The 21,336-nt window shown below is 56.0% G+C and carries 26 protein-coding genes and 1 tRNA gene; 9 read left to right on the top strand and 18 right to left on the bottom strand.

Annotation, left to right across the window (positions count from 1 at the left end):
• Nucleotides 1–19 precede the first annotated feature (19 nt).
• From ACLRGG_RS14740 to luxS, 4 genes are all read left to right on the top strand, one after another.
• Nucleotides 20–96, top strand: a tRNA-Arg gene (locus tag ACLRGG_RS14740).
• A 370-nt stretch (nt 97–466) separates the two neighbouring features.
• A complete protein-coding gene (gene yqaB, locus ACLRGG_RS14735; RefSeq protein WP_416250479.1) occupies nt 467–1,042 on the top strand; it encodes a fructose-1-phosphate/6-phosphogluconate phosphatase in 576 nt (191 codons plus the stop codon).
• 81 nt (nt 1,043–1,123) lie between these two features.
• Nucleotides 1,124–2,683, top strand: a complete 1,560-nt coding sequence (gshA, locus tag ACLRGG_RS14730; RefSeq protein ID WP_416250478.1) for a glutamate--cysteine ligase — start codon at nt 1,124–1,126, stop codon at nt 2,681–2,683.
• A gap of 152 nt (nt 2,684–2,835) precedes the next feature.
• Nucleotides 2,836–3,351 (top strand): S-ribosylhomocysteine lyase, encoded by a 516-nt coding sequence (gene luxS / locus ACLRGG_RS14725; protein ID WP_416250477.1) that lies wholly within the window; start codon nt 2,836–2,838, stop codon nt 3,349–3,351.
• A 135-nt stretch (nt 3,352–3,486) separates the two neighbouring features.
• On the opposite strand, the gene ACLRGG_RS14720 is transcribed toward luxS, so the two are convergent.
• Together ACLRGG_RS14720 and ACLRGG_RS14715 are read right to left on the bottom strand one after the other, a co-directional pair.
• A complete protein-coding gene (locus tag ACLRGG_RS14720) occupies nt 3,487–4,773 on the bottom strand; it encodes an HlyC/CorC family transporter (protein WP_067707843.1) in 1,287 nt (428 codons plus the stop codon).
• Between the two features lie 25 nt (nt 4,774–4,798).
• Nucleotides 4,799–5,590, bottom strand: coding sequence for a cytochrome C assembly family protein (locus tag ACLRGG_RS14715; protein WP_416250476.1), 792 nt, complete (start codon nt 5,588–5,590; stop codon nt 4,799–4,801).
• Between the two features lie 212 nt (nt 5,591–5,802).
• Between ACLRGG_RS14715 and ffh the strand changes: the two genes are divergently transcribed.
• The 5 genes from ffh to rplS all read left to right on the top strand — a co-directional run bounded on the left by ffh (nt 5,803) and on the right by rplS (nt 9,315).
• Entirely contained in the window at nt 5,803–7,164 is a 1,362-nt protein-coding gene (ffh, locus tag ACLRGG_RS14710) for a signal recognition particle protein (protein ID WP_416250475.1), read from the top strand.
• Between the two features lie 136 nt (nt 7,165–7,300).
• Nucleotides 7,301–7,549 carry a 30S ribosomal protein S16 gene (gene rpsP, locus ACLRGG_RS14705; protein WP_067707853.1) on the top strand — a complete coding sequence of 83 codons (249 nt, stop codon included), beginning with the start codon at nt 7,301–7,303 and terminating at the stop codon, nt 7,547–7,549.
• 18 nt (nt 7,550–7,567) lie between these two features.
• On the top strand, nt 7,568–8,116 hold the full coding sequence (gene rimM, locus ACLRGG_RS14700; protein WP_416250474.1) for a ribosome maturation factor RimM: 549 nt from the start codon (nt 7,568–7,570) through the stop codon (nt 8,114–8,116).
• Nucleotides 8,113–8,922, top strand: coding sequence for a tRNA (guanosine(37)-N1)-methyltransferase TrmD (trmD, locus tag ACLRGG_RS14695; RefSeq protein ID WP_416250473.1), 810 nt, complete (start codon nt 8,113–8,115; stop codon nt 8,920–8,922). Before rimM ends, trmD begins: the two co-directional genes overlap by 4 nt.
• A 45-nt stretch (nt 8,923–8,967) precedes the next feature.
• Entirely contained in the window at nt 8,968–9,315 is a 348-nt protein-coding gene (rplS, locus tag ACLRGG_RS14690; RefSeq protein ID WP_003849035.1) for a 50S ribosomal protein L19, read from the top strand.
• A gap of 149 nt (nt 9,316–9,464) precedes the next feature.
• Here the strand turns inward: rplS and ACLRGG_RS14685 are convergent, their stop codons facing one another.
• The 16 genes from ACLRGG_RS14685 to ACLRGG_RS14610 form a co-directional block, all read right to left on the bottom strand.
• Nucleotides 9,465–9,683: an ogr/Delta-like zinc finger family protein gene (locus ACLRGG_RS14685; RefSeq protein WP_416250472.1), complete on the bottom strand. Its 219-nt coding sequence runs from the start codon at nt 9,681–9,683 to the stop codon at nt 9,465–9,467.
• Nucleotides 9,684–9,773: 90 nt separating this feature from the next.
• Nucleotides 9,774–10,952: a phage late control D family protein gene (locus tag ACLRGG_RS14680; protein WP_416250471.1), complete on the bottom strand. Its 1,179-nt coding sequence runs from the start codon at nt 10,950–10,952 to the stop codon at nt 9,774–9,776.
• Nucleotides 10,949–11,476 (bottom strand): phage tail protein, encoded by a 528-nt coding sequence (locus tag ACLRGG_RS14675; RefSeq protein ID WP_416250481.1) that lies wholly within the window; start codon nt 11,474–11,476, stop codon nt 10,949–10,951. Before ACLRGG_RS14675 ends, ACLRGG_RS14680 begins: the two co-directional genes overlap by 4 nt.
• 1 nt (nt 11,477) lies before the next feature.
• Nucleotides 11,478–13,916: a phage tail tape measure protein gene (locus ACLRGG_RS14670; protein WP_416250470.1), complete on the bottom strand. Its 2,439-nt coding sequence runs from the start codon at nt 13,914–13,916 to the stop codon at nt 11,478–11,480.
• On the bottom strand, nt 13,909–14,031 hold the full coding sequence (locus ACLRGG_RS14665) for a GpE family phage tail protein (RefSeq protein WP_416250480.1): 123 nt from the start codon (nt 14,029–14,031) through the stop codon (nt 13,909–13,911). Before ACLRGG_RS14665 ends, ACLRGG_RS14670 begins: the two co-directional genes overlap by 8 nt.
• A 32-nt stretch (nt 14,032–14,063) precedes the next feature.
• Nucleotides 14,064–14,342 (bottom strand): phage tail assembly protein, encoded by a 279-nt coding sequence (locus tag ACLRGG_RS14660; protein WP_416250469.1) that lies wholly within the window; start codon nt 14,340–14,342, stop codon nt 14,064–14,066.
• A 56-nt stretch (nt 14,343–14,398) separates the two neighbouring features.
• On the bottom strand, nt 14,399–14,908 hold the full coding sequence (locus ACLRGG_RS14655; RefSeq protein WP_416250468.1) for a phage major tail tube protein: 510 nt from the start codon (nt 14,906–14,908) through the stop codon (nt 14,399–14,401).
• A 10-nt stretch (nt 14,909–14,918) separates the two neighbouring features.
• Nucleotides 14,919–16,088, bottom strand: a complete 1,170-nt coding sequence (locus ACLRGG_RS14650; RefSeq protein ID WP_416250467.1) for a phage tail sheath protein — start codon at nt 16,086–16,088, stop codon at nt 14,919–14,921.
• 111 nt (nt 16,089–16,199) lie between these two features.
• Complete coding sequence (locus tag ACLRGG_RS14645; protein ID WP_416250466.1) at nt 16,200–16,526, bottom strand: DUF1493 family protein; 327 nt, start codon at nt 16,524–16,526, stop codon at nt 16,200–16,202.
• The gene (locus ACLRGG_RS14640; protein WP_416250465.1) at nt 16,523–16,978 is read right to left on the bottom strand and encodes an STM2901 family protein; all 456 of its coding nucleotides are present in this window, start codon (nt 16,976–16,978) and stop codon (nt 16,523–16,525) included. The genes ACLRGG_RS14645 and ACLRGG_RS14640 overlap by 4 nt, the downstream gene beginning before the upstream one ends.
• Before the next feature lie 63 nt (nt 16,979–17,041).
• A complete protein-coding gene (locus ACLRGG_RS14635; RefSeq protein WP_416250464.1) occupies nt 17,042–17,632 on the bottom strand; it encodes a tail fiber assembly protein in 591 nt (196 codons plus the stop codon).
• Nucleotides 17,632–18,747: a phage tail protein gene (locus ACLRGG_RS14630; protein ID WP_416250463.1), complete on the bottom strand. Its 1,116-nt coding sequence runs from the start codon at nt 18,745–18,747 to the stop codon at nt 17,632–17,634. Before ACLRGG_RS14630 ends, ACLRGG_RS14635 begins: the two co-directional genes overlap by 1 nt.
• Nucleotides 18,744–19,352: a phage tail protein I gene (locus ACLRGG_RS14625; RefSeq protein WP_416250462.1), complete on the bottom strand. Its 609-nt coding sequence runs from the start codon at nt 19,350–19,352 to the stop codon at nt 18,744–18,746. Before ACLRGG_RS14625 ends, ACLRGG_RS14630 begins: the two co-directional genes overlap by 4 nt.
• The gene (locus ACLRGG_RS14620) at nt 19,345–20,253 is read right to left on the bottom strand and encodes a baseplate assembly protein (RefSeq protein WP_416250461.1); all 909 of its coding nucleotides are present in this window, start codon (nt 20,251–20,253) and stop codon (nt 19,345–19,347) included. Before ACLRGG_RS14620 ends, ACLRGG_RS14625 begins: the two co-directional genes overlap by 8 nt.
• A 1-nt stretch (nt 20,254) precedes the next feature.
• Complete coding sequence (locus ACLRGG_RS14615) at nt 20,255–20,602, bottom strand: GPW/gp25 family protein (protein WP_416250460.1); 348 nt, start codon at nt 20,600–20,602, stop codon at nt 20,255–20,257.
• On the bottom strand, nt 20,599–21,198 hold the full coding sequence (locus ACLRGG_RS14610; RefSeq protein ID WP_416250459.1) for a phage baseplate assembly protein V: 600 nt from the start codon (nt 21,196–21,198) through the stop codon (nt 20,599–20,601). Before ACLRGG_RS14610 ends, ACLRGG_RS14615 begins: the two co-directional genes overlap by 4 nt.
• Nucleotides 21,199–21,336 lie beyond the last annotated feature (138 nt).

The raw sequence follows: 21,336 nt of genomic DNA, 5'->3' as shown, positions 1-21,336 counted from the left end.
TCCCCCTTGTTTTTCCGATGCATCCGTAGCTCAGCTGGATAGAGTACTCGGCTACGAACCGAGCGGTCGGAGGTTCGAATCCTCCCGGATGCACCATTTTATTTTTCTCGGTACGTCATCAACCCTGTTCAACAGCGGTTCAAAATAGCCCGCCATCGCGAGCGTCGCATTTCTTCCCCACTATTAAAAATAACTGCAGTCAGGGCTCTCCCTGCGGTTGAAGCGAAACCGGCATCTTCCCCTGTTATATTGATCGTCATTAGCCTCTTAAACCCTACTCAATTATCCTTTAGCTTAAGCTATGCTCCTGTTTTCTCAGTTGTTAGCGTCTGAGCTTATTCTGACGCCATTATCTGATAATGATAATCCCTAAGCATTTCAAGGCATTTGCTGATCCATGCCATCAGCGACAAAGTCCCTGCTTTGCGCTAAAGTAATCGTTCGCTGGTTAAGGGTGTTACAGACAATGTATGATCGTTATGAAGGTCTGATATTCGATATGGATGGCACCATTCTGGATACTGAGGCGACGCACCGTAAAGCCTGGCAGTCGGTTCTTGCACGACACGGCTTACCGTTCGACGAACAGGCTCTGGTAGGGCTGAATGGCGCGCCTTCCTGGCGTATTGCCAGAGCGATTATCGCCAGCCATCATAGCGATGTCGATCCGCATGTGCTGGCAGGTGAAAAAACAGCGGCATTGAAAGAGATGCTGTTTGATACCGTGCGTCCACTGCCACTGATTGATGTGGTGAAAGCCTATAAAGGACGTCGCCCGATGGCGGTGGGAACGGGAAGCGAACATGCGATGGCGGAGGCTCTGCTTCAGCACGTTGGACTGCGGCACTACTTCGATATTGTCGTGGGTGCTGACGACGTCACCCGACACAAGCCTGAGCCAGATACCTTTATTCGCTGTGCCGAGCTGATGAACGTGGTTCCCACGCGCTGCGTGGTATTTGAAGATGCTGATTTCGGCATTCAGGCTGCAAAAGCGGCAGGCATGGACGTCGTTGATGTTCGCAACATACAGGGCAAATAGTGGCAGTGGTTCGCGAATCATCAGCGCTGCGGTTAACATTATGCTAAACAATAATAAATTTTCTCCGAGCGGGAGGTCAATTTGATCCCGGACGTATCACAGGCGCTATCCTGGCTGGAAGCGCACCCTGACGCACTGAACGGTATTGGTCGCGGTATTGAGCGTGAAACACTGCGTGTCAGGCCCGATGGCCATCTGGCCACTACCGGGCACCCTCAATCTCTGGGTTCAGCTTTAACGCACAAGTGGATCACCACCGACTTTGCTGAAACACTGCTGGAATTCATTACGCCGGTTGATGACAATATTGATCATCTGCTGGCGTTTCTGCGTGATATACATCGCCACGCCGCCCGTGATTTGGGTGAAGAGCGTATGTGGCCAATGAGCATGCCCTGCATGATTGAGGACAGCGATCGGATCGAACTGGCGCAGTACGGCAAGTCAAATATCGGGCAGATGAAAACCCTCTACCGTCAGGGGCTGAAAAACCGCTACGGCGCGCTGATGCAGGTTATCTCCGGTGTGCATTATAACTTCTCTCTGCCGCTCTCTTTCTGGCAGGCCTGGGCAGATATCAAAGACGAGAAAAGCGGCCATGAGGTTATTTCTGACGGCTATCTGCGCCTGATCCGTAACTACTACCGCTTTGGCTGGCTGATCCCCTATCTGTTTGGTGCTTCGCCGGCGATCTGCGACTCTTTCCTCCAGGGCAAAGAGACTAAGCTCCCGTTTGAGCGTACTGAAAGTGGCTTACTTTATCTGCCGTATGCCACCTCGCTGCGCCTGAGCGATTTGGGCTATACCAATAAGTCGCAAAGCGGGCTGGGCATTACCTTTAATGAGCTGCCCGGCTATGTGAAAGCGTTAAAAGCCGCGATTAAAACGCCTTCGGCAGAATACGCCCGTATGGGAACCAAAGATGCCGCGGGCAGCTGGCTACAGCTCAACACAAATGTGTTGCAGATAGAGAACGAACTTTATGCGCCGATTCGTCCCAAGCGCGTTACGCGTTCGGGTGAGAACCCGTCGGATGCGCTGCTGCGCGGCGGGATTGAATATATTGAAGTGCGCTCACTGGATATCAATCCGTTCTCACCAACCGGTGTGGATGAGAATCAGGTTCGCTTCCTCGATCTGTTCCTGATCTGGTGTACGCTGGCTGAAGCACCGGAAATGAGCAGCGATGAGTTACTCTGTACGCGTGAGAACTGGAATCGCGTCATTCTGGAGGGTCGTAAGCCAGGACTGATGCTGGGCGTAGGCTGTGGAGAAGCACAGATCTCGCTGGCCGAGGCCGGTAAGACGCTGTTCCGGGATCTGAGAAGGGTGGCGGAAGCGCTGGACAGCCAGCAGGGCGATCGTCAGTACCAGGAGGTCTGTGACCGTCTGGTTGCCGCATTTGACGATCCGGAACTGACCTTCTCGGCGCGTTTACTGGCCATGATGAAAGAGAACGGCATTAGCGGCACAGGACTGGCGCTGGCAGAAGAGTATCGGCAGCAGCTGGCTGAAGAGCCGCTGGAGGTGCTGAATGCGTCACAGTTTGCGCAGGAAGCGGAACGTTCCAGGCGTAAGCAGCAGGAAATTGAAGAAAGTGATACGCTTAGCTTTGAAGATTTTTTGAAGAGCCGCAGCTGAAAAAGAAAATGGCCACATCATTGTGGCCAAAGTAACATCACTGATGTCAGGGATGATGATAACAAAATTGCGCGTCTTTCATATATTCAGACCGGGTGCGACAGAGAAAGTTTCATCGTTGTATAAATAAATTCATTTGTTGAGGTAACAATATGCCATTGCTGGATAGCTTTACCGTTGATCACACTATCATGGCAGCTCCTGCGGTTCGCGTTGCTAAGACCATGAACACTCCTCATGGCGATACCCTGACCGTCTTCGATCTGCGTTTCTGCAAGCCGAACAAAGAAGTGATGCCTGAGCGCGGTATCCATACGCTGGAGCATTTGTTTGCCGGCTTTATGCGTAACCATCTGAACGGTGATGGTGTTGAGATTATCGACATTTCACCTATGGGATGCCGCACAGGTTTTTATATGAGCCTGATTGGTACGCCGGATGAGCAGCGCGTGGCGAAAGCCTGGAAAGCGGCGATGCAGGATGTGCTGAAGGTTACTGACCAGCGCACTATCCCTGAGCTGAATGAGTATCAATGCGGCACCTACCAGATGCACTCGCTGGATGAAGCGCAGGATATCGCACGTCATATTATCGACAACGATATTCGCGTGAACCACAACGACGAGCTGGCGCTGCCGAAAGAGAAGCTGCAGGAATTACATATCTAGTTTGGCAGGGCCGTCAGTACCGGCCCTGAGAGCTATGTTAATCAGGGGAGCGATGCTCCCCTGAATGTTATCTGTGACCCTGATAATTCCCCTCGCTTATGGTCTGCAACCTCACCGATATCTTCTGTAGGTTATCTACGACCCCACCGATTCCTTCAGTGATTTTTTGGGTGTGATTTTCACCTGCTTAATCATATTTTCCTGCACGTCGAGAATATCTATCGCGTAGTGACCGATACGTATGGTGGTATTGGGCAGGGGGATATCCTCCAGCGCTTCCAGCACCATACCGTTAATGGTGCGGGCCTCATCTTCCGGCAGCGTCCAGTTGAAAGCCTTGTTCAGTTCACGCACGTTGGCGCTGCCTTCAATCAGCACCGAACCGTCATTTTGCGGCATTACCTCTTCGGCCAGCGTAGGAGACATTGAGGTGGTAAAATCGCCCACAATCTCTTCCAGAATGTCCTCAATGGTGATCAGGCCCTTGATGTCGCCATACTCGTCCACCACCATGCCGACTTTTTCCTTATTACGCTGAAATTTCACCAGCTGAACGTTCAGCGGGGTGCCCTCAGGAATGTAATAGATTTCATCGGCGGCGCGCAGCATCACCTCTTTGGTGAACTCTTTCTTTTCGGTCATCAGGCGATAGGCTTCGCGCACCCGCAGCATGCTGATGGTGTCATCCAGCGAATCGCGGTAGAGCACGATGCGACCGTGCGGCGAGTGGGTGAGCTGGCGGACAATGGATTTCCAGTCATCGTTGATATTAATGCCAACAATCTCGTTGCGCGGCACCATGATGTCATCAACGTTAACTTTCTCCAGATCCAGCACCGACAGCAGCATATCCTGATTACGGCGTGACATCAGCGAGCGGGACTCGTAGACGATGGTTCGCAGCTCTTCCTTGCTTAGCGCTGAATTAACGGCACCGTCGGTCTTCATGCCGACCAGGCGCATCAGGATGCGGGTGATGGTATTGAGCAACCAGACTACCGGCATCATTATCACCTGTAGCGGGCCCAACAGAAGGCTGCTGGGAAGGGCGACTTTTTCAGGATAAAGCGCGGCAATCGTTTTTGGCAGAACCTCGGCAAACACCAGCACGCAGAAGGTCAGAATACCGGTGGCGATAGCCACGCCCTCATCGCCATGAAGACGCATGCCGACGATGGTAGCCAGCGCCGACGCCAGGATATTGACGAGGTTGTTGCCGATCAGCACCAGACTGAGCAAGCGGTCAGGACGGCGCAGCAGTTTTTCTACGCGACGTGCAGCGCGATTGCCGTTTTTGGCCTGATGGCGCAGCTTATAGCGATTAAGCGTCATCATGCCGGTTTCGGAGCCGGCAAACCAGGCCGAGACCAGAATCATGATAACCAGCGTTACGATCAGTGTGGTGGTTGAAACGTGTTCCAACGAGGGGATTCCTTGTATTAAGCGATCAGGAGGTCAGGAAGTGTTGCAGCATCCGGCTACCGAAGTAGGCCATCGTCAGCAGAAATGCGCCGCCACAGTTGAACCAGGCTACGCGGCGTCCGCGCCAGCCCTCATGGTAGTGACCCCAGAGTAAAACGATATAAACAAACCAGGCGAGAATGGACAGAACGGCCTTGTCGATATTCTCGCGGCTGAATAAATCATGCATATAGAACAGGCCGGTGCACAGCACCAGCGTCAGCAGAACCACGCCCACCTGTGTGATATGGAACATCTTGCGTTCGATAGTCATCAGCGGGGGAATATCGCTACTGAATGCCAGCTTCTTGTGCTTAAGAAGGTAGTCTATCCAGGCCAGCTGGAGGGCATAAAGTGCAGCAATAATTAGCGTGGAATAGGCGAATAGCGCAAAACCGATGTGCACCAGCATGACCGGTGTGGTTTCCAGATGGGTGATAAAAGCATTGGGCACAAAGGTTGCAAACGCCAGGTTAATCAGCGCGAAGCTGTAAACGATGGGCAGCAGTATCCAGCCGCGATTGCGCGAGGCAACGATGGTCATAATCGCGCAGATAATCAGGCTAACCAGCGAAGCAATATTCAGCAGGCTCAGATTCTGGCCGCTGCCCATGGCAAAAATCCGCTGCTCCAGCGCTACGGCGTGGCAAATCAGCGCAATAAACGCTGAGATGACGGCCAGTCGACGCCAGCCGCTCTGTTTGCGCAGCAGGCTGGGGACAATCAGGGCAAGGCTGGAGGAGTAGGCACACAGGGCGACAATCGAAAAAACGGCCATAAATAATGTTTAGCTACCGGTAAGACAAAGAAAAAAGCAGTATAGCGCCAGCCGCTGCTGGCTCCAAACGATCTCCACCATGAAGGCGGAGATTCGCGGCCATCGTCCACGCTGGTAATGCGTACAATTGCGGGACACAGCCTGGGCGCTTCATGTTATAATCCGTCCCATTGTGTCGCCTGGCGACCTCTCATTACGTTGAGCGAGAGACGATGTTTGATAATTTAACCGACAGATTGTCGCAGACCCTGCGCAATATTAGTGGCCGCGGAAGGCTGACAGAAGACAACATCAAAGATACCCTGCGCGAAGTGCGCATGGCGCTGCTTGAGGCGGACGTTGCGCTGCCGGTAGTGCGGGACTTTATTGGCCGCGTAAAAGAGCGTGCGGTGGGTCAGGATGTCAATAAAAGCCTGACGCCCGGTCAGGAGTTCGTCAAGATAGTCCAGAACGAGCTGGTCGTCGCAATGGGCGCGGAAAACAACACGCTCAACCTGGCGGCTCAGCCCCCGGCGGTTGTGCTGATGGCAGGCCTGCAGGGTGCGGGTAAAACCACCAGCGTCGGTAAGCTGGGTAAATACCTGCGCGAAAAGCACAAGAAAAAAGTGCTGGTGGTTTCCGCCGACGTTTATCGCCCTGCGGCGATCAAACAGCTGGAGACGCTGGCTGAACAGGTCGGCGTCGATTTCTGCCCTTCCGATCTCAGCCAGAAACCGGTCGACATTGTTAAAAACGCGCTTCAGCAGGCAAAGCTGAAATTCTACGACGTGCTGCTGGTGGATACCGCCGGTCGTCTGCACGTCGACGAAGCAATGATGGACGAGATCAAACAGGTTCACGCCGCGATCAATCCGGTTGAAACGCTGTTTGTGGTTGATGCGATGACCGGCCAGGATGCCGCCAACACGGCGAAAGCGTTTAATGAAGCGCTACCGCTGACCGGTGTGGTGCTGACCAAGGTTGACGGTGACGCGCGTGGCGGTGCAGCTCTGTCCATCCGTCATATCACCGGTAAACCGATCAAATTTATGGGCGTGGGTGAGAAAACCGACGCGCTGGAACCTTTCTACCCGGATCGTATTGCCTCGCGTATCTTAGGCATGGGCGACGTGTTGTCGCTGATCGAAGATATCGAAAGCAAAGTTGACCGTGCCCAGGCGGAGAAACTCGCCAGCAAGCTCAAAAAAGGCGACGGCTTCGATCTGAATGACTTTCTGGATCAGCTCAAGCAGATGCGTAACATGGGCGGCATGGCCAGCCTGATGGGTAAGCTGCCGGGTATGGGCCAGCTGCCGGACAACGTGAAGTCGCAGATGGACGATAAAGTGCTGGTGCGTATGGAGGCGATGATTAACTCCATGACGCGTAAAGAGCGTGAGAAGCCGGAAATCATCAAAGGCTCACGTAAGCGCCGTATTGCAACAGGTTCTGGCATGCAGGTGCAGGACGTTAACCGCTTGCTTAAGCAGTTTGACGACATGCAGCGCATGATGAAGAAGATGAAGAAGGGCGGTATGGCGAAGATGATGCGCGGCATGAAGGGTATGATGCCGCCGGGTTTCCCAGGCCGGTAAGTCAGCCGGAAAAGCGCTCAGGCGAATTAGATTGCTTTTTGCGCCAAAATGAGTAAAATTTTCGGGCTTTTTATATTGCATCCGGGCCCCGTTCCCTCAATGGGGCCCGGTTGTTTTATTAACTCAAGAGGATGTTATGGTAACAATTCGTTTGGCACGTCACGGCGCTAAAAAGCGTCCGTTCTATCAGGTCGTCGTCACTGACAGCCGCAATGCCCGCAACGGTCGCTTCATTGAGCGCGTTGGTTTCTTCAACCCAATCGCATCTGGTCAGGCTGAAGCACTGCGCCTGGACCTGGACCGCATTGAGCACTGGGTTGGCCAGGGCGCTACGCTGTCCGATCGCGTTGGTGCGCTGATCAAACAAGCTAAGAAAGCAGCTTAATCTGTCACGGTGGTCAACATGAGCAAGCAACTCGCCGCGCAGCCTCCCGCTAACCCGTTAGTATTAGGGAAAATGGGATCGGCCTATGGCATCCGTGGTTGGCTCAAAGTGTTTTCCTCCACCGAAGATGCCGAAAGCATTTTTGACTATCAGCCGTGGTTTATCCAGCGGGCGGGTCAATGGCAGCTAATCGAGCTGGAAGGCTGGAAGCGCCACAATCAGGACATGATCATCAAGGTCAAAGGCATTGAAGATCGTGATGCAGCAGGTCTGCTGACGAATTGCGAAATTGTCGTTAATTCTGAACAGCTGCCTGTGCTGGACAGCGGTGACTATTACTGGAAAGACCTTATCGGTTGCCAGGTGGTCACAACTGAAGGCTATGAACTGGGTAAAGTCACGGAGTTAATGGAAACCGGTTCGAACGACGTTCTCGTCGTGAAAGCAAACCTGAAGGATGCATTTGGTGCGAAGGAGCGGCTGATTCCGTTCCTTGATGGACAGGTTATCAAGAATGTCGATCTCTCTACCGGCAGTATCGAAGTAGATTGGGATCCTGGTTTTTGAGCTCCGGACAACGTGGTAACACGCCAGCGCCGTCGCTGTGGATAGGCATAATCAGCCTGTTCCCGGAGATGTTTAGCGCGGTTACCGACTACGGAGTAACCGGCCGGGCAGTAAAAAATGGCCTGCTCAGCATTCAGAGCTGGAGTCCTCGTGACTTCGCTTATGACCGGCACCGTACCGTGGACGAACGTCCCTACGGTGGCGGCCCGGGAATGCTAATGATGGTTCAGCCCCTACGGGATGCCATCCACGCAGCAAAAGCAGCGGCAGGAGAGGGTGCAAAGGTAATTTATCTTTCACCTCAGGGGCGCAAACTCGACCAAAACGGCGTTTGCGAACTGGCGACAAGCGAGAAGTTAATTCTGGTTTGCGGTCGCTATGAAGGGATTGATGAGCGCGTAATCAAAACCGAGATCGACGAAGAATGGTCGATTGGCGATTACGTTCTCAGCGGTGGTGAGCTACCCGCGATGACGCTGATTGACTCTGTCGCCCGGTTTATACCTGGCGTACTGGGCAAGCAGGCGTCGGCCGAAGAAGATTCGTTTTCTGATGGCCTGCTGGATTGCCCCCACTATACCCGACCTGAGGTGTTAGAAGGCATGGAGGTACCGCCAGTTCTGCTGTCGGGCAACCATGCTGAAATCCGCCGTTGGCGCCTGAAGCAGTCGCTGGGCCGTACCTGGCTAAGAAGACCTGAACTTCTGGAAAACCTGGCTCTGACTGAAGAGCAAGCAACGTTGCTAACCGAATTCCAGCGGGAGTTCAACCAGCAACATAACGATGATGGGCAGTCCCGGCAGTAGCCGCGATGCCTGAATATCAGTTTACCCAGGATAAGAGATTTAACTATGAGCAACATTATCAAGCAAATTGAACAAGAGCAGATGAAGCAGGACGTACCTTCATTCCGTCCGGGTGATTCCGTGGAAGTGAAAGTATGGGTCGTTGAAGGCTCCAAAAAACGTCTGCAGGCATTCGAGGGCGTGGTTATCGCTATTCGTAACCGCGGTCTGCACTCTGCATTCACTGTTCGTAAAATTTCTAACGGCGAAGGTGTTGAGCGTGTATTCCAGACTCACTCACCGGTAATTGACAGCATTGCTGTTAAACGTCGTGGCGCCGTGCGTAAGGCCAAACTGTACTACCTGCGTGAGCGTACTGGTAAGTCAGCTCGTATCAAAGAGCGTCTTAACTAAGGACTCGCTAACGCGACATCTGAAAGTTAATATATATCAGGGGGTTAGCGATAAGCTAACCCCCTTTTTTTTTGAGGTGGCAGCAAAGTGGCAGCAGCGATGAAAGCAATTGGCAGCAGGCATAAAAAAACCCGCTTTCGCGGGCTTCATCAGTGAAGCAATGAAGGCTGGCTTTCATGCTGAGTGTGAAGGGGAACTCTGTTTATCTGACCAGGTTCAACAATGATACTCGCCACGCATTCATGTGTTTTGAATGTGCAGCTGCAATTGATATTTTGACACTGGTGATAGCGCTCTTTGGTTTCACGCGAAATATAACGGCTGCTTTTGGCGTGAGCAGCAGTCTGGCACTTAGGGCAATGCATCATCTTAAACTTTCCTTGAGCGAGCAGGGCTGGGCGGGATGTATGTATTTTGAATAATCAAACTTGATTTTGCAAATTTAAGTTTCATCTTATTTATTGTTCTTCATTTTCATCTACGGGATCGGCCTCTGCTGTGTATTCAACGTCCGACAGCAGCACCTCAAAATCCAGCGTTGTGGTATAGCCGCTGCCGTTCAGGTTGTGCGTCACTTTGCTGATAAGCCAGGGCTGCGCGTCGATCACCGCCTTAAATCCGCTGACTTTCACCGGCGTCTCAGGGAACAGATCCGCCCGGCCCATTGCCAGCGTCAGCGAAAACTCGGCAACGCCGCGCTGGAGCTTGTCCCACTTTGCCTTAGCCGCATGCATCGCGGCGGCTTTGGTGGCATAGACGGTTGTCAGCGCAAACACGTTATCTTCGGTGCCTGCCAGATAATCCCCCTCGCGGGCCTCGGGCGTTTTTGTGGTCGTGGCCTTCTTCTTTTTCGCTGCCGGATGCTCCAGGGCGCGAAGGTGTTTCTCTTTCGGCTTACGTTTGACCTTCACCTTTTTGGGCTTCGGGTCTTTGGTGTGTAGCCAGCTGGCCGTCACGCCGGTATAAGCGCCCCGGTCGGCAATGCTGAAGGTGTGCCGGTCGCCGTCCTGACGGGTAAGGGTCATCTGCGGAATGGGCTTACCGCTGGCCGTAACGCCGCTGCCCGGACGCAGGAACAGCAGCCGCCCGGCTTTAACCGCCGCCACCGCACCGTACAGCGAGGCCAGGCGCGTCAGGAACTTGGCATCGGTTTCCTGCGTCTGGTCGATATGACTCACCGCCACTTTGGCAAAGCCTTCGGCCAGTGCCGGTTTCAGCCTGTTGCGCTCCGCTATCTGCCTCACCACGTCGCCCAGGGTGGTATCGTGATAAGAGACTTCGCGCCGGGCGTTAAGCGAGCCGCGAAAATCCGCACTCCGCGCCCGGACAGTCAGGGTGTCCGGTGCGCCGTGATGTTCCACCTCATCCACGGTAAACTCACCCTTACCGATAAGCGCCTGGCCCTTCCAGCCCAGAAACAGCGTAATCACCGCGCCGCGTACCGGCATCGCCAGCTGGCCGTCGGCATCGTCCAGCTCAAGGTTCAGCTGGTCAGCCTCAAAGCCCCGGTTGTCGGTCAGCGACAGCGAGAGCAGCCGGTCACGGATATTCGCGGTCACGTCACGCGCATTCACCGTCAGCATAAAGTCGGGCGTTATCTGCGCGCCCGCCTGCACGGGCAGGCCGGTAATGTTCATGACAGCAGCCCGCCCACGGTTGAGATAATGCCGTTGGCGGCAGTCTTCGCACTGCTGATGGCCGACGTGACCTGGCCCGGCAGGTTACTGCCGCCGCTGATAAGGCCGTCTGCCTGCTTTTTCAGGTCGCCGAACATCGACGTTAACGACTCATCCACGCGCTTGAGGCTCAGCGTGAACATGATTTTCTGCGCGCTGCCGTTGCTCATAAACTCGCTGTACGTGGCTGCAAAGCTTTCGACAACGTACATGCCGTAAATCGCGCCATTGCCGCCAATCAGTGGCCACGCCCGGCCCTCGTCGGCCATGACTTTAAACGTCAGCAGTGAAATGGAACCGCCCGTTATCTCCGGGCGCAGCTCGCCGGTCAGGGTGATTTTCTCGTCACCCACGCCGATAAACTGCGCCGATGCCCGCTGGCCCACGCGGCTGTTAGTGGGCCAGCGGTAATCAACGCTCTGCTGTAACTCCGAGTAAGGCAGCGTCTGGCGCATAAACGGCAACAGGCCGTAAATCATCATCATGTTATTCCCATCCCATTTTGCTGCGCTGGTTTGCCAGGCGGTTACGGTCATTGCGCGCCTGCTGTTGAGCAATCAGCGCCAGCGCGTCGTCTTTGGTCATGCCCGGATGCATATGAATATCGTACTGATAGCTGTTCTGGCTCTGGTCCTGATAACCCCCGCCTGCCGCCGGTGAGGACACCGGATGATAGCCGGGGCCGGTATCCGCAAGACTCCACGGCAGGCCGTTAGGCGCAACCGGATCGTGTTCAGGCACTTTGCCCTTCAGCCTGTCGGACTTTGAATCAATCACGCCGAGCTTTTCCAGCACCCAGTCAATGCCGCCTTTCAGCTGGTCCAGCGCCTCGCCGGGGATCTTCAGCCCCTCAGCCAGCATGTTGCCGAACTTCTTACCCATGTCACCGGCATTCTTAAGTTCAGTCTGGGTGGATTTGACCGGCTCCAGCAGCTTTGTGAACCAGCCCCACAACGCCTTCACACGATCGCTGAACCATGCAAACACCGGCTTCAGCGAGCCGAAGGACTCGCTGATGGGTCCCGCTGCGGCGGTAAAGCCGTCGGCCACGCCGGAAATAAACGCGCTGATGGGTTGCCAGTATTTGCGGATAAGCAGCGCACCGGCCACCACGGCAGCAACCACGGCCACTATCGGCCAGGTAATGGCACCGAGCGCCGCCACAATTGCACCGCCTGCCACGCTGAATGCGGTGCCGAGCATACCGGCTCCGGCGATGATGATATTCAGGCCAGCCATAACCGGCCATGCAACCAGCCCCAGCAGTCCCAGCCCGGCAACCAGCGTGGACAGTACGCCCGTTACCATGACAATCTTTCGGGTAAGCTCCGGGTTTTGTTTAACCCATTTTCCGGCAGTGAGCATCCAGCCGTTTGCGGTGTCGGTCAGTTTTCTGAGGGATGTGTTCTGCTGGTCGAATACCTCAATCCGCACATCTTCCCAGGCGGAAGAGAGGTTTTTCAGATCCCCGTCCAGGTTATCCGTCTGCGTTGTGGCAACACGCGCCGCTGAACCTCTGGAGTTCATCAGCAGTGTGCGCTTATCCTGAAGCTTACCGCTGCCAGCCGCATCAATCAGTTTGATAACGCCTTTTGCTGCCTCCTCACCAAAAATGGTTTTAATGTATTCAGCCTGCTGCGCAGTTCCCAGCCGGTTCTTTTTAAAAGAGCGATCAATACTTTTCAGGATGCCAATTACGGGCAGCATGTTGCCTTTTTTATCCCGCGTCTGAATACCTAACTCCTTGAGCGCGGCGGGTGCCTGCCCGGTGGGTGCCTGTAACCGGCTGAATATGGCGCTTCCTCCAGTACCTGCCATCGATCCCTTGATGCCGTTATCCGCCATAATGCCGAGCATTGCGGTGGTGTCTTCGATACTGGCACCTGCCGCCTGAGCCATTGGGGCGACATATTTCATTGCCTCCCCCAGCTCAAGGAGATCCGTATTGGATGAGGTAAAGCCTTTTGTCATCACATCAGAAACGCGCTGGATCTCCGATACGGGGATTTTGAAAGCCGTCTGCATGTTGGTGACGATATCAGCCGCTTCGGCAATATCGACTTTAGACGCCAGCGAGAGATTTACCGTGGATTCCGTTGACGCCAGAACGGCGTCAGCATCAAAGCCGGAGCGGGCCAGCGTGCTTTGTGTTCGTGCAACGTCAGTAGGTGAAAATGCGGTGGTGGCACCAATGTCCCGCCCCTGCTGACGAATTGCTGCCAGCCTGGGGTCGCTCCTGTTAATACCGAGCAGCGCCTGTGTTTCAGACATCTGCGTATCAAACGCCATGCCCGGCGCGATCAGCCGCCCCCCGGCATACAGCGCAGCGCTCCCGCCAGCAAATCCTGCCGCACCGGCATTACGCACGCGCCCGGATAACGCCTGGCCTTTACGGTAGCGCTCGCTGATATGGTTAAGCCGCTCCTGCTGCTGGCCGAGGCGCTGTAACTCCATCTTCTGACGGCTCAGGCTGACGGTGGCCTGCGCCGAGGCGGTTTTCAGCCGCTGCTGTTCGCTGCTCAGGGTTTTGGTAGAGATACCGGCCGCTTTGAGCGCCTCGCGCTGCTGCTGCACCGAGAGGCGCAGGCTGTTGGATTTCGTTTGCAGCTCGCCTGCCGCCTGTCGGGCTTTCTCCAGGGCGCGGGCCTGCGCCGTGGTGGGCTTTTCGGTATTTTTAAACTGAACAGCCAGCGCGGCCGCTTCGGCTTTGGCATCCTTAAGCTTCTGCTGCGTGACCGCCAGCTGGCCGCTGACCTTACGAAAGCCGTCAATCTTCGCCGCCTGTGCGTCCAGCGCCTTAATGTTGCTCCGCGTGTCGCGGATATCCCCGGACAGCTTTTTCGTCTGGTTCTGGACAGCTTTAAACGGGCGCGTGGCCTGGTCCACCGCCTTAAGCAGCACCTGTAATTTAAGGCTGTTACTCATCGGTTTTCGCTCCGCTGCGGATCATCGCCTTGTGCCGCCAGTCGAGCAGCTCGGCCAGCGGCATAACGGACATTTCAGAAGGGGGCCAGTGAAAGACGGTGGCGATATCAGCCATCAGGTCATTCACGGTCATACCGCCCGGCCAGCTTATTCGCCCGACTTCGGCGACAAAAAACCGATCACCTTACCGGCCAGCGAAATCAGATCGGCAGGGTCAAGGTTCAGGCACTCCGCTCTGGTCAGCGCGGGCAGGGTGATACGCGGCAGCACGGTGATCAGCGCGTCAACGTCCGAACCTGCAAGGTCGGCCAGCCGGGTGCCACGCAGCGCACCGGAGTTAGGCTTGATCACCTCAATGGTGTTGATTGCCTGTTCACCGCGCATAACCGGGGTTTCCAGGGTGACCACGTTTTCTTTCTGTTCCATGATTTTTCTCTGTAAAAAAGGAATTGTTAAGGCCAGCGCCGGGCGCTGGCGGTCAGTCAGACAAGGCCGATATTTTTACGGCGCTGCTCCAGTCGATCCGTACCGCTCACCTTTTCAACCATGTTGATGGTGTCGATTTCAATCAGCTCTTTGCCGTTAAAGGTCAGTTTGTAATAGCTGCATTTGGTGGTGATTTTGGTTTCGGTGTCCTCGCCCTGTTTGGCTTCGCCGAAATCAAACGCCTGATGCTTACCGCGTACCTCAATCTCCACCGCGATTTCCTCGCCGGTATCATCGCGCTGGTACGAACCGGTAAAGCGCAGGGGTACGGACGTGGCGCCCCACTGCGACAGCACCAGCTCATCAATCCCGCCAATGCTCCATTCCATATCCAGCGCATCGTCGTCCAGGCCCATATCAATATGCGCCGCGCCGCTCATGCCGCCGCCCCGGAACGGGTCAAGCTTGCGGGACAGCTTCGGCAGCGTGACGCTGGTGACGACGCCCTGATAGCTGTTGGCGTCGTTAAAGAGGTTCATCCCCTTGAGTTTTCTTGGCAGTGCCATTGTTCAGCCCTCAGCTGTTAACGGACGCGGCGAAGGTCGCCAGATACGTGTCGGTGATGCGCTGGCGCAGGGTTAAATCTTCCAGCGGCGGTACGGGGGTATAGTCGTAATCAATCGCCAGCCTGCCCGCCTTCAGGGTGTCTTTGTCGTTGGCCGTTTCGTCGTACCAGCAGTTAGCGCCCAGCAGGTAACCGGCGCTGACCAGCTCCCGGAATCTGGCATTGATCCCCGAGATAATCTCGCGCACCAGTACCGGCGTCAGGGGCTTGTCGATGGCCCACAGATGCGCATCGGCCATGGTGTCGGCCAGCACCTGCGCGGTGCGGGTGTAGTTCTCAAACGCGAACAGCGGATCGTCGCTACAGGTGCGGTTTCCCCAGAAGCGGAAGCCGTCCTTACGGATAAGCGTGGTCACGCAGGCCTCATTGAGCAGGTCGGCGTCGGTGCCGGTCTGTTGCAGGTCCCAGAAGACACCGGCAGAAATCCCGGTCACGCCGTTTACGCCGACGTTGGAGAGCGTTTTGTGCCAGCCGGTGTCGTTGTCGATTTTTGCGCGCAGGCCCAGCGCGCGGGCGGTGGCGAAGGCGGTTTCGGCTGCGTTAGCCGTGGTGTTCCAGGCGATAAAGTCCGGCCAGATAACCATGATTTCGCGCTGGCTGAAGTTCTCGCGGTATTTGCGCGCGTCAGAAACGGTTTTGCAGTTCCACGCCGAGACGTAGCAGAAGGCGCGCAGCTGCTGCGCGATGCTGGCAAGCGCGGTCGCCACTTCGAGCGAGTCGAGGCCCGGCACGCCGAGAATGCGCGGCTTGACGTCGAGCTGGCTCTGCGCGCTTAACAGGGCTTTCATGCCGGTGTACTGGCCGTTTTCGTCGGTGGTGCCGATGATATTGGAGACGGTTTCCGCTTCGGTCGCGCCCTCGGCCACGCGCACCACGACCGTGACCGGTCTGGCCTGGTCGGCAATTGCCTGAAGGGATGCAGCCAGCGTGCCTTTTTTACCAGCCTTACCGATAGCCGATAAAACGTTAGTCAGCAGCACCGGCGTGTTAAGGGGAAACGTCGCGGCGTCGGCATCGTCGGCGGTACAGACCAGCCCGACAATCGCCGTGGAGACGGTGGAAATGGTGCGCGTGCCGTCGTTGATTTCGACGACGCGAACACCGTGATGATAATCAGACATCTGATGCACTCCGTGTAATGGGTGTGCTCAGATTGTCAGGTCAGGAAGGGGCATGCATGCGATTGGGGTTTGCTGAGGGACTAACGGACAGGAAATATCACCTGAAGTCAGTTACCCAAACAGCCAGTATCCGGCCTTAGCCGACTCAATATACATACAAATGGTCAGTGGTTTTTTGCCCTGGTTGACGGGATGAGGTGAAAACAGTGAAGGGCTTTTCCAGGGGAAATATGAGACAAGGGAAAAGCCCGCAGTTTTCACGTTGAATTCCCGAAAAAACTTCTCAGACATTTCAGCGATGTCATCAGCTTCATACAGTTCCTGTAAGATATCATCATCATTAATTACGATTTTCTTTAACAGGAACGTTGTGACAAGCGGCAGTTCCCGCCGGATAAACTCACGTACGGCATCAGCCGTAACAGTTATATCACTCACCAGATTTTATCCTCAGGGCGAACCAGAAGGTTATAACGATGAACGGTACGGAAGCTGATTTGCGCAATATCATTGCTCAGAATGACCCATCCCACAACCGGCACGGCCCTGCCTGCAAACGCCCCCAGATTGTTAACCCAGAAAATCTTCAGCCCGCGCAGGGTAAAGGATTTTTGCGTCAGGGTTGGCAGGATGCGCCGTTGAAATTTATAAGAGAGGTGTTTACGAAAAAACAGTGAAGCTACAGACGTACCGGGGGTTGCGGTCTTGGGCTTACCCGGCACGCTAATGCTGTTGTTACCCAGGATCAGCGCCGAAACGGCCGCAATGTCCTGTACGCCTAACTGTTTTTCGGTCTCTTCAATCAGAACCCAAAATAGCAGCTCCTGCGGAGTCAGGTTCGATAACCCATTAAAATAATAGGTTCCATTCAGTTGTTCTGTTGTATCCATAGCGACAGATTCTTTCACTGATTGTTTAACGATTTTTGAGTGTAGCACTCGCGTAATGTGCATTTAAACTGGTTTTTCCGGCCATGCAATATCCGGTGCGCTGTCAGTATCGACAGCCTGCACGGTCTGCACGTACTTCATCCACGCGGTAAGTGAAGCCTTGTCCGCATCGGTGATAATGTCGAGGCTGAGCTGCGTCTGCCATGCCTGCGTAATACTGTTGGCCTCTGCGATACGCGCAGCCTTTTCGCTTTCTGCCGCCTTAATAGCTGCGGCCTGCTGTGCGTCCCTGTCCGTCACCCACTTTTTGCCGTCCCATTTATCAAAGGCGGTTTCCGGTGCAGTCGTAGTCGTACCGGCAGGATAATCGCCTGGCGAAGTAATCAGTTGCGCCGTTCCTTCGGCAATGGAATATACCGTTTCCCCCCGATGGTCGGCGACCGCCTGCCATCCCCCATCGCAAAAGACCGCTACGCTGCCAGCGTCAACCTGCGGGGGTGCGGTAATGCAGGCATTCGCAGGCAGGCCCACGCCCTGCGGTAAATACTCATCGCCTGCGCCGGTAAATTCACCGGTCAGACCGTCAAAGTTATAAACCATCAGTGTACCGGCCACCTTTGCCTGGCCATTTTTATCCAGAGTAATTTTAGCCATTATGCAGCCCTCACAATATAGTTAAACGCCACGTTACGCGGGCGTACAGAAATCCACTGACTGCTGGCAACACTTCCGCCCTGTTTCTGTTCTGCAATCATGGTGTTATCGCTCAAGATGGCTCCCAGTGGGCCATTTGCGGGTGCCTGTGCATCAGCGGGTTGCGTGCTGGTCACTGAGTCCGCCTTACTGAAGGCCGTCCCGACGGTGGCATTTGTGGTGGTGCTGTCAGCGCCAAAATAGTCCAGTGCCGCCGTGCGGATACTGGTGGCCCCCTGACTGGTGCCAATTCCCCGACCGGTATCAACACGGCGCCCGTCGTCCCAGCCGCGAATAAACTCACCACGCAAATCAGGCAGACTCAGCGACGGATAGACTTTTGCCAGCAGCGGGTAACTCGCGGCGCTGAACGTTGCCCCGTTGCATTTAAGCCAGCCATCCGGTGGGGTTGCGCCCGGATAAGGCTGCGGTACACCAACCGGCACCGCCGAACCGTCGCCCAATCCCAGCGCGGCAAGCGCCTTACCGGTCAGCCCGGCGTCCCGGATTTCTGCCAGCGCATTCTCTGTCTGCAAATACTGCTTATGAGGATGGGTGGCGGCAACATGCCCGGCCAGCGCTTTATCGGCATATGCCCTGACCTCAATCACCAAGTTATCGACATACTGACGCGTTGCCAGCACCACAGACGGGTCAATCTTCAGCGTCACGGCTGCGGCACTGTTGACGATGATTATCATGCGTACCGTCTGGGTGCGGCCGCTGCCCTCCTGTAATTGCGGTTTGTAGGTTTCCGGGCAGTTGGCAACGGCAATCAGTACCCCGTCAGCATCAAGCAGGCCGATTTCACGGATCCAGAAACCGCCCTCGCTTTCGGGGATGATCTGCTCGGCAATAATCTGGCTGCTGTTGGCGGCGTCCACCGTCAGTGAGTTGAGCGAAGCCCGGCGCTTTTCGCCCACAAGCTTTGTCTGTGCCGCGTCAGGCACTGGCAGCGTGCCGCCCCCGTCGCCCACGGCCATCCCGGTAATCTGGACTTTCGTTCCCAGCGCGGCGGCATTGGCAAGCCGGGCCGCACCCTGGCTGGTCAGCAGGGCAAAATATTTCGTTGTCATATACTCACTTCCGTCAGGTCAATAAGATGCACCGCCGCGCCGGTGTAACCCGGCCCGCCCACGGTGATGATTTCAGAGGTCCAGGGGTAAACGGTCAGCTCGTCGCCGCTGTAGCAGGCGGCGGCAACCGGCAGCGTGCCGCTGGCATCAAGGTTGATGGACAGCCCGACCAGGTGACGACTGCACGGCTTCGCATCGGCTATCAGGCGCTCCAGCTCGTGATACATTTCCTCTGTGATGCCGGTATCCAGTACGCCCACTTCCAGGCGAAACGTGCCGGGCGCGCCGCCGGTTTTCCACCACTCAACGATGCGGATCAGATAGCCGAGCGGCTCCACCACGCGCCGGATTGATCCCAGCGTTCCCTTATGTTTATGCACGTACTGCGAGGCGGTCACGACGGCGCGTTTTGTTGACTCACTCCAGCCCGCGTCCCAGCGGTCAACCGACCACGCCCAGGCAAGATATGGCAGCAGCGCCACCGGGCAGGATTGCGGATCCCATAACCGGCGTAGCGGGGCCGGGATGGCTTCAATCTTCGCGCAGGCTTCAGCGGCGGCGACTTCCAGCGCCGACGAGCCGACCGGCAGCAGGCGATCACTCATCCGCACCCCCGACCGTGATCGTCCAGCCGGTGCAGTACGCCGCCTGGGTTTTATCCAGCACCACGTCGGCGGCGGGCCGGGACAGCTCCACCCGCTGCACGCCTTCCACATGCAGCGCTGCATATAAAGCCGACCTGCGGATGTCCCTGCCGAGCCTGGCCTGTGCGCTGACGAACGCGGCAAGCTTTGCCTCTGCGGCGGCGCGAATGGGTTCGGCTTCCGGCCCCGGATAGAGATAGAGCACGGCATCCACGGCGTAATCCACGATAGCAGCTGACTGCACCGTCACCCGGTCGGCCACCGGACGCACGTCCTCATCGTTGAGGGCCGCATCCACCACGGCCAGCAGGTCGGCTGCGGCCACACCGTTGCCCTCACGCGACAGTACGGTAATGGTGACGCAGGCGGGCGAGGGGCTGATCGCTGACGCATCGGCCACGCGACCGTCGGCGCTTTTCGCGTGATATTCGTAAGCGCCCGACGGCCCGGCTACGCTCAGCCCCTCAAAGGCGGCGGCGATGCGGACACGGAAATCATCGTCGCTTTCCATTACGGCGGCGGTCGGCGGGAGCGTGGTTTCATCAGCAGCGGTCAGGGTCAGGCGGGTGACGCCGTTGTTTGCGCCGAGCTGGTCCAGATCGTCACCGGTGGCATACGCGACCATGACGGCGCTGGCCGCTTCATTGATGCGCTGGCGCAGAATAACCTCGCGGTAGGCGTTCTCCTGTAAGAGCTTTACTACCGGCTCGGACTCCAGCGCCAGCGTACGGGCAATGGCGTCGTGCTGCTCAGCCGGATAAAGCGATATCAGCGTGGCCTTACGCTCAGCCAGCAGGGTTTCATAGTCCAGTATTTCCACCACGTCGGGCGCGGGGAGCTGGCTCAGGTCGATAGTTGCCATATCAGCTCACGGGAATAGTCAGGGAAAAGTCCTGCGCGGTGTCGGCGCGGGTGCCGGTGAGTTCTACCACCATGCCGCCGTCAAGCGCAGATTCATAACGGATGCCGGTCAGCTTCACACGGGGTTCCCATTGCAGGATAGCCATATAGCAGGCCGACATAATTTGCAGGCGCAGCGCCTCGTTCTGCGGCTGGTCGATAAGTGGCGATAACAATGAGCCATAGCGGCGGCGCATTACCCGGGTGCCGACCGGCGTTAACAGAATGTCGCGCACCGACTGGTGGATATGGTCTGTATCATTCACCGCCCCGCCGGTGTCACGGTTCATTCCGATATATTTTACGGTCATGACTGCGGCCCGCCTGACGTGTCGCCGCCGGACTTCACGCCGCCGTGCTTATGCGCATGCACGATCACGCCGTTAGAGGTAAAGCTGCCGCCGCTGTGCTGAACATCGCCCTGCATCGTGCCGCCCTGAGTCACTTCCAGCGTGGCGGTTTTCAGCAGGGCAGAGCATTCGACCTCGGGCGAGTCCAGCAGGATTTTTACCGCCGCCTGAATGGTTGCGGTCTGGATCCCGGTTGCCTTCAGCGCACCGCTGGCAGGTTCGTACTCAATTACCGCACCGTCGGGAAACGACCAGTGCAGCGCATCAGCAGACGCTGACGGGGCGGGGTTGTCATCTGAGAACACGCCCGGCAGCACAAAACCGGTATCCAGCTCGCCGCCCAGGCATAAAACAAGCACCTGCTCACCGACCGAGGGCGCATTCCATGAACGGGTGCGACCGGCACGGGTGGTCAGCCAGTGCAGCCAGCTGGTTGTGTTGTTGCCGGACTCCACGCGGCACAGCCCCTCGTCAAGGTTGACGGCGGAGACGGTGCCGATGCGGATCAGGTTGCGCAGCAGGCGGTGAATTTCAAATATAGAATCATGATTTTTCATGACTACAATGATGGCGAGGAGGATTTCTTTTAACTACTGGATGATGTTTGCTGATAGCTGAATGAGCACGCGGGCATAAGATTATGATGATGGCGAAATTTTACTTACGCCACCATCTATGGGTTTTATGGATGTGAG

Source organism: Erwinia sp. PPS120 (genome assembly GCF_047918655.1).
Lineage (GTDB): Bacteria > Pseudomonadota > Gammaproteobacteria > Enterobacterales > Enterobacteriaceae > Erwinia > Erwinia tasmaniensis_A.
This window is presented reverse-complemented; position numbering and strand designations above follow the sequence as displayed.

What these genes read in the sequence shown, in the direction of transcription:
- ACLRGG_RS14660 (WP_416250469.1), bottom strand. Translation starts at nt 14,342, where the DNA reads ATGGAACAGAAAGAAAACGTGGTCACCCTGGAAACCCCGGTTATGCGC.
- ACLRGG_RS14610 (WP_416250459.1), bottom strand. Translation starts at nt 21,198, where the DNA reads ATGAAAAATCATGATTCTATATTTGAAATTCACCGCCTGCTGCGCAAC.
- ACLRGG_RS14670 (WP_416250470.1), bottom strand. Translation starts at nt 13,916, where the DNA reads ATGAGTAACAGCCTTAAATTACAGGTGCTGCTTAAGGCGGTGGACCAG.
- ACLRGG_RS14680 (WP_416250471.1), bottom strand. Translation starts at nt 10,952, where the DNA reads ATGAACATTACCGGCCTGCCCGTGCAGGCGGGCGCGCAGATAACGCCC.
- ACLRGG_RS14650 (WP_416250467.1), bottom strand. Translation starts at nt 16,088, where the DNA reads ATGTCTGATTATCATCACGGTGTTCGCGTCGTCGAAATCAACGACGGC.
- ACLRGG_RS14715 (WP_416250476.1), bottom strand. Translation starts at nt 5,590, where the DNA reads ATGGCCGTTTTTTCGATTGTCGCCCTGTGTGCCTACTCCTCCAGCCTT.
- rpsP (WP_067707853.1), top strand. Translation starts at nt 7,301, where the DNA reads ATGGTAACAATTCGTTTGGCACGTCACGGCGCTAAAAAGCGTCCGTTC.
- ACLRGG_RS14620 (WP_416250461.1), bottom strand. Translation starts at nt 20,253, where the DNA reads ATGGCAACTATCGACCTGAGCCAGCTCCCCGCGCCCGACGTGGTGGAA.
- ffh (WP_416250475.1), top strand. Translation starts at nt 5,803, where the DNA reads ATGTTTGATAATTTAACCGACAGATTGTCGCAGACCCTGCGCAATATT.
- ACLRGG_RS14675 (WP_416250481.1), bottom strand. Translation starts at nt 11,476, where the DNA reads ATGATGATGATTTACGGCCTGTTGCCGTTTATGCGCCAGACGCTGCCT.
- ACLRGG_RS14685 (WP_416250472.1), bottom strand. Translation starts at nt 9,683, where the DNA reads ATGATGCATTGCCCTAAGTGCCAGACTGCTGCTCACGCCAAAAGCAGC.
- luxS (WP_416250477.1), top strand. Translation starts at nt 2,836, where the DNA reads ATGCCATTGCTGGATAGCTTTACCGTTGATCACACTATCATGGCAGCT.
- ACLRGG_RS14635 (WP_416250464.1), bottom strand. Translation starts at nt 17,632, where the DNA reads ATGGCTAAAATTACTCTGGATAAAAATGGCCAGGCAAAGGTGGCCGGT.
- ACLRGG_RS14655 (WP_416250468.1), bottom strand. Translation starts at nt 14,908, where the DNA reads ATGGCACTGCCAAGAAAACTCAAGGGGATGAACCTCTTTAACGACGCC.
- ACLRGG_RS14630 (WP_416250463.1), bottom strand. Translation starts at nt 18,747, where the DNA reads ATGACAACGAAATATTTTGCCCTGCTGACCAGCCAGGGTGCGGCCCGG.
- ACLRGG_RS14615 (WP_416250460.1), bottom strand. Translation starts at nt 20,602, where the DNA reads ATGACCGTAAAATATATCGGAATGAACCGTGACACCGGCGGGGCGGTG.
- rplS (WP_003849035.1), top strand. Translation starts at nt 8,968, where the DNA reads ATGAGCAACATTATCAAGCAAATTGAACAAGAGCAGATGAAGCAGGAC.
- rimM (WP_416250474.1), top strand. Translation starts at nt 7,568, where the DNA reads ATGAGCAAGCAACTCGCCGCGCAGCCTCCCGCTAACCCGTTAGTATTA.
- ACLRGG_RS14640 (WP_416250465.1), bottom strand. Translation starts at nt 16,978, where the DNA reads ATGGATACAACAGAACAACTGAATGGAACCTATTATTTTAATGGGTTA.
- ACLRGG_RS14625 (WP_416250462.1), bottom strand. Translation starts at nt 19,352, where the DNA reads ATGAGTGATCGCCTGCTGCCGGTCGGCTCGTCGGCGCTGGAAGTCGCC.
- ACLRGG_RS14665 (WP_416250480.1), bottom strand. Translation starts at nt 14,031, where the DNA reads ATGGCTGATATCGCCACCGTCTTTCACTGGCCCCCTTCTGAAATGTCC.
- yqaB (WP_416250479.1), top strand. Translation starts at nt 467, where the DNA reads ATGTATGATCGTTATGAAGGTCTGATATTCGATATGGATGGCACCATT.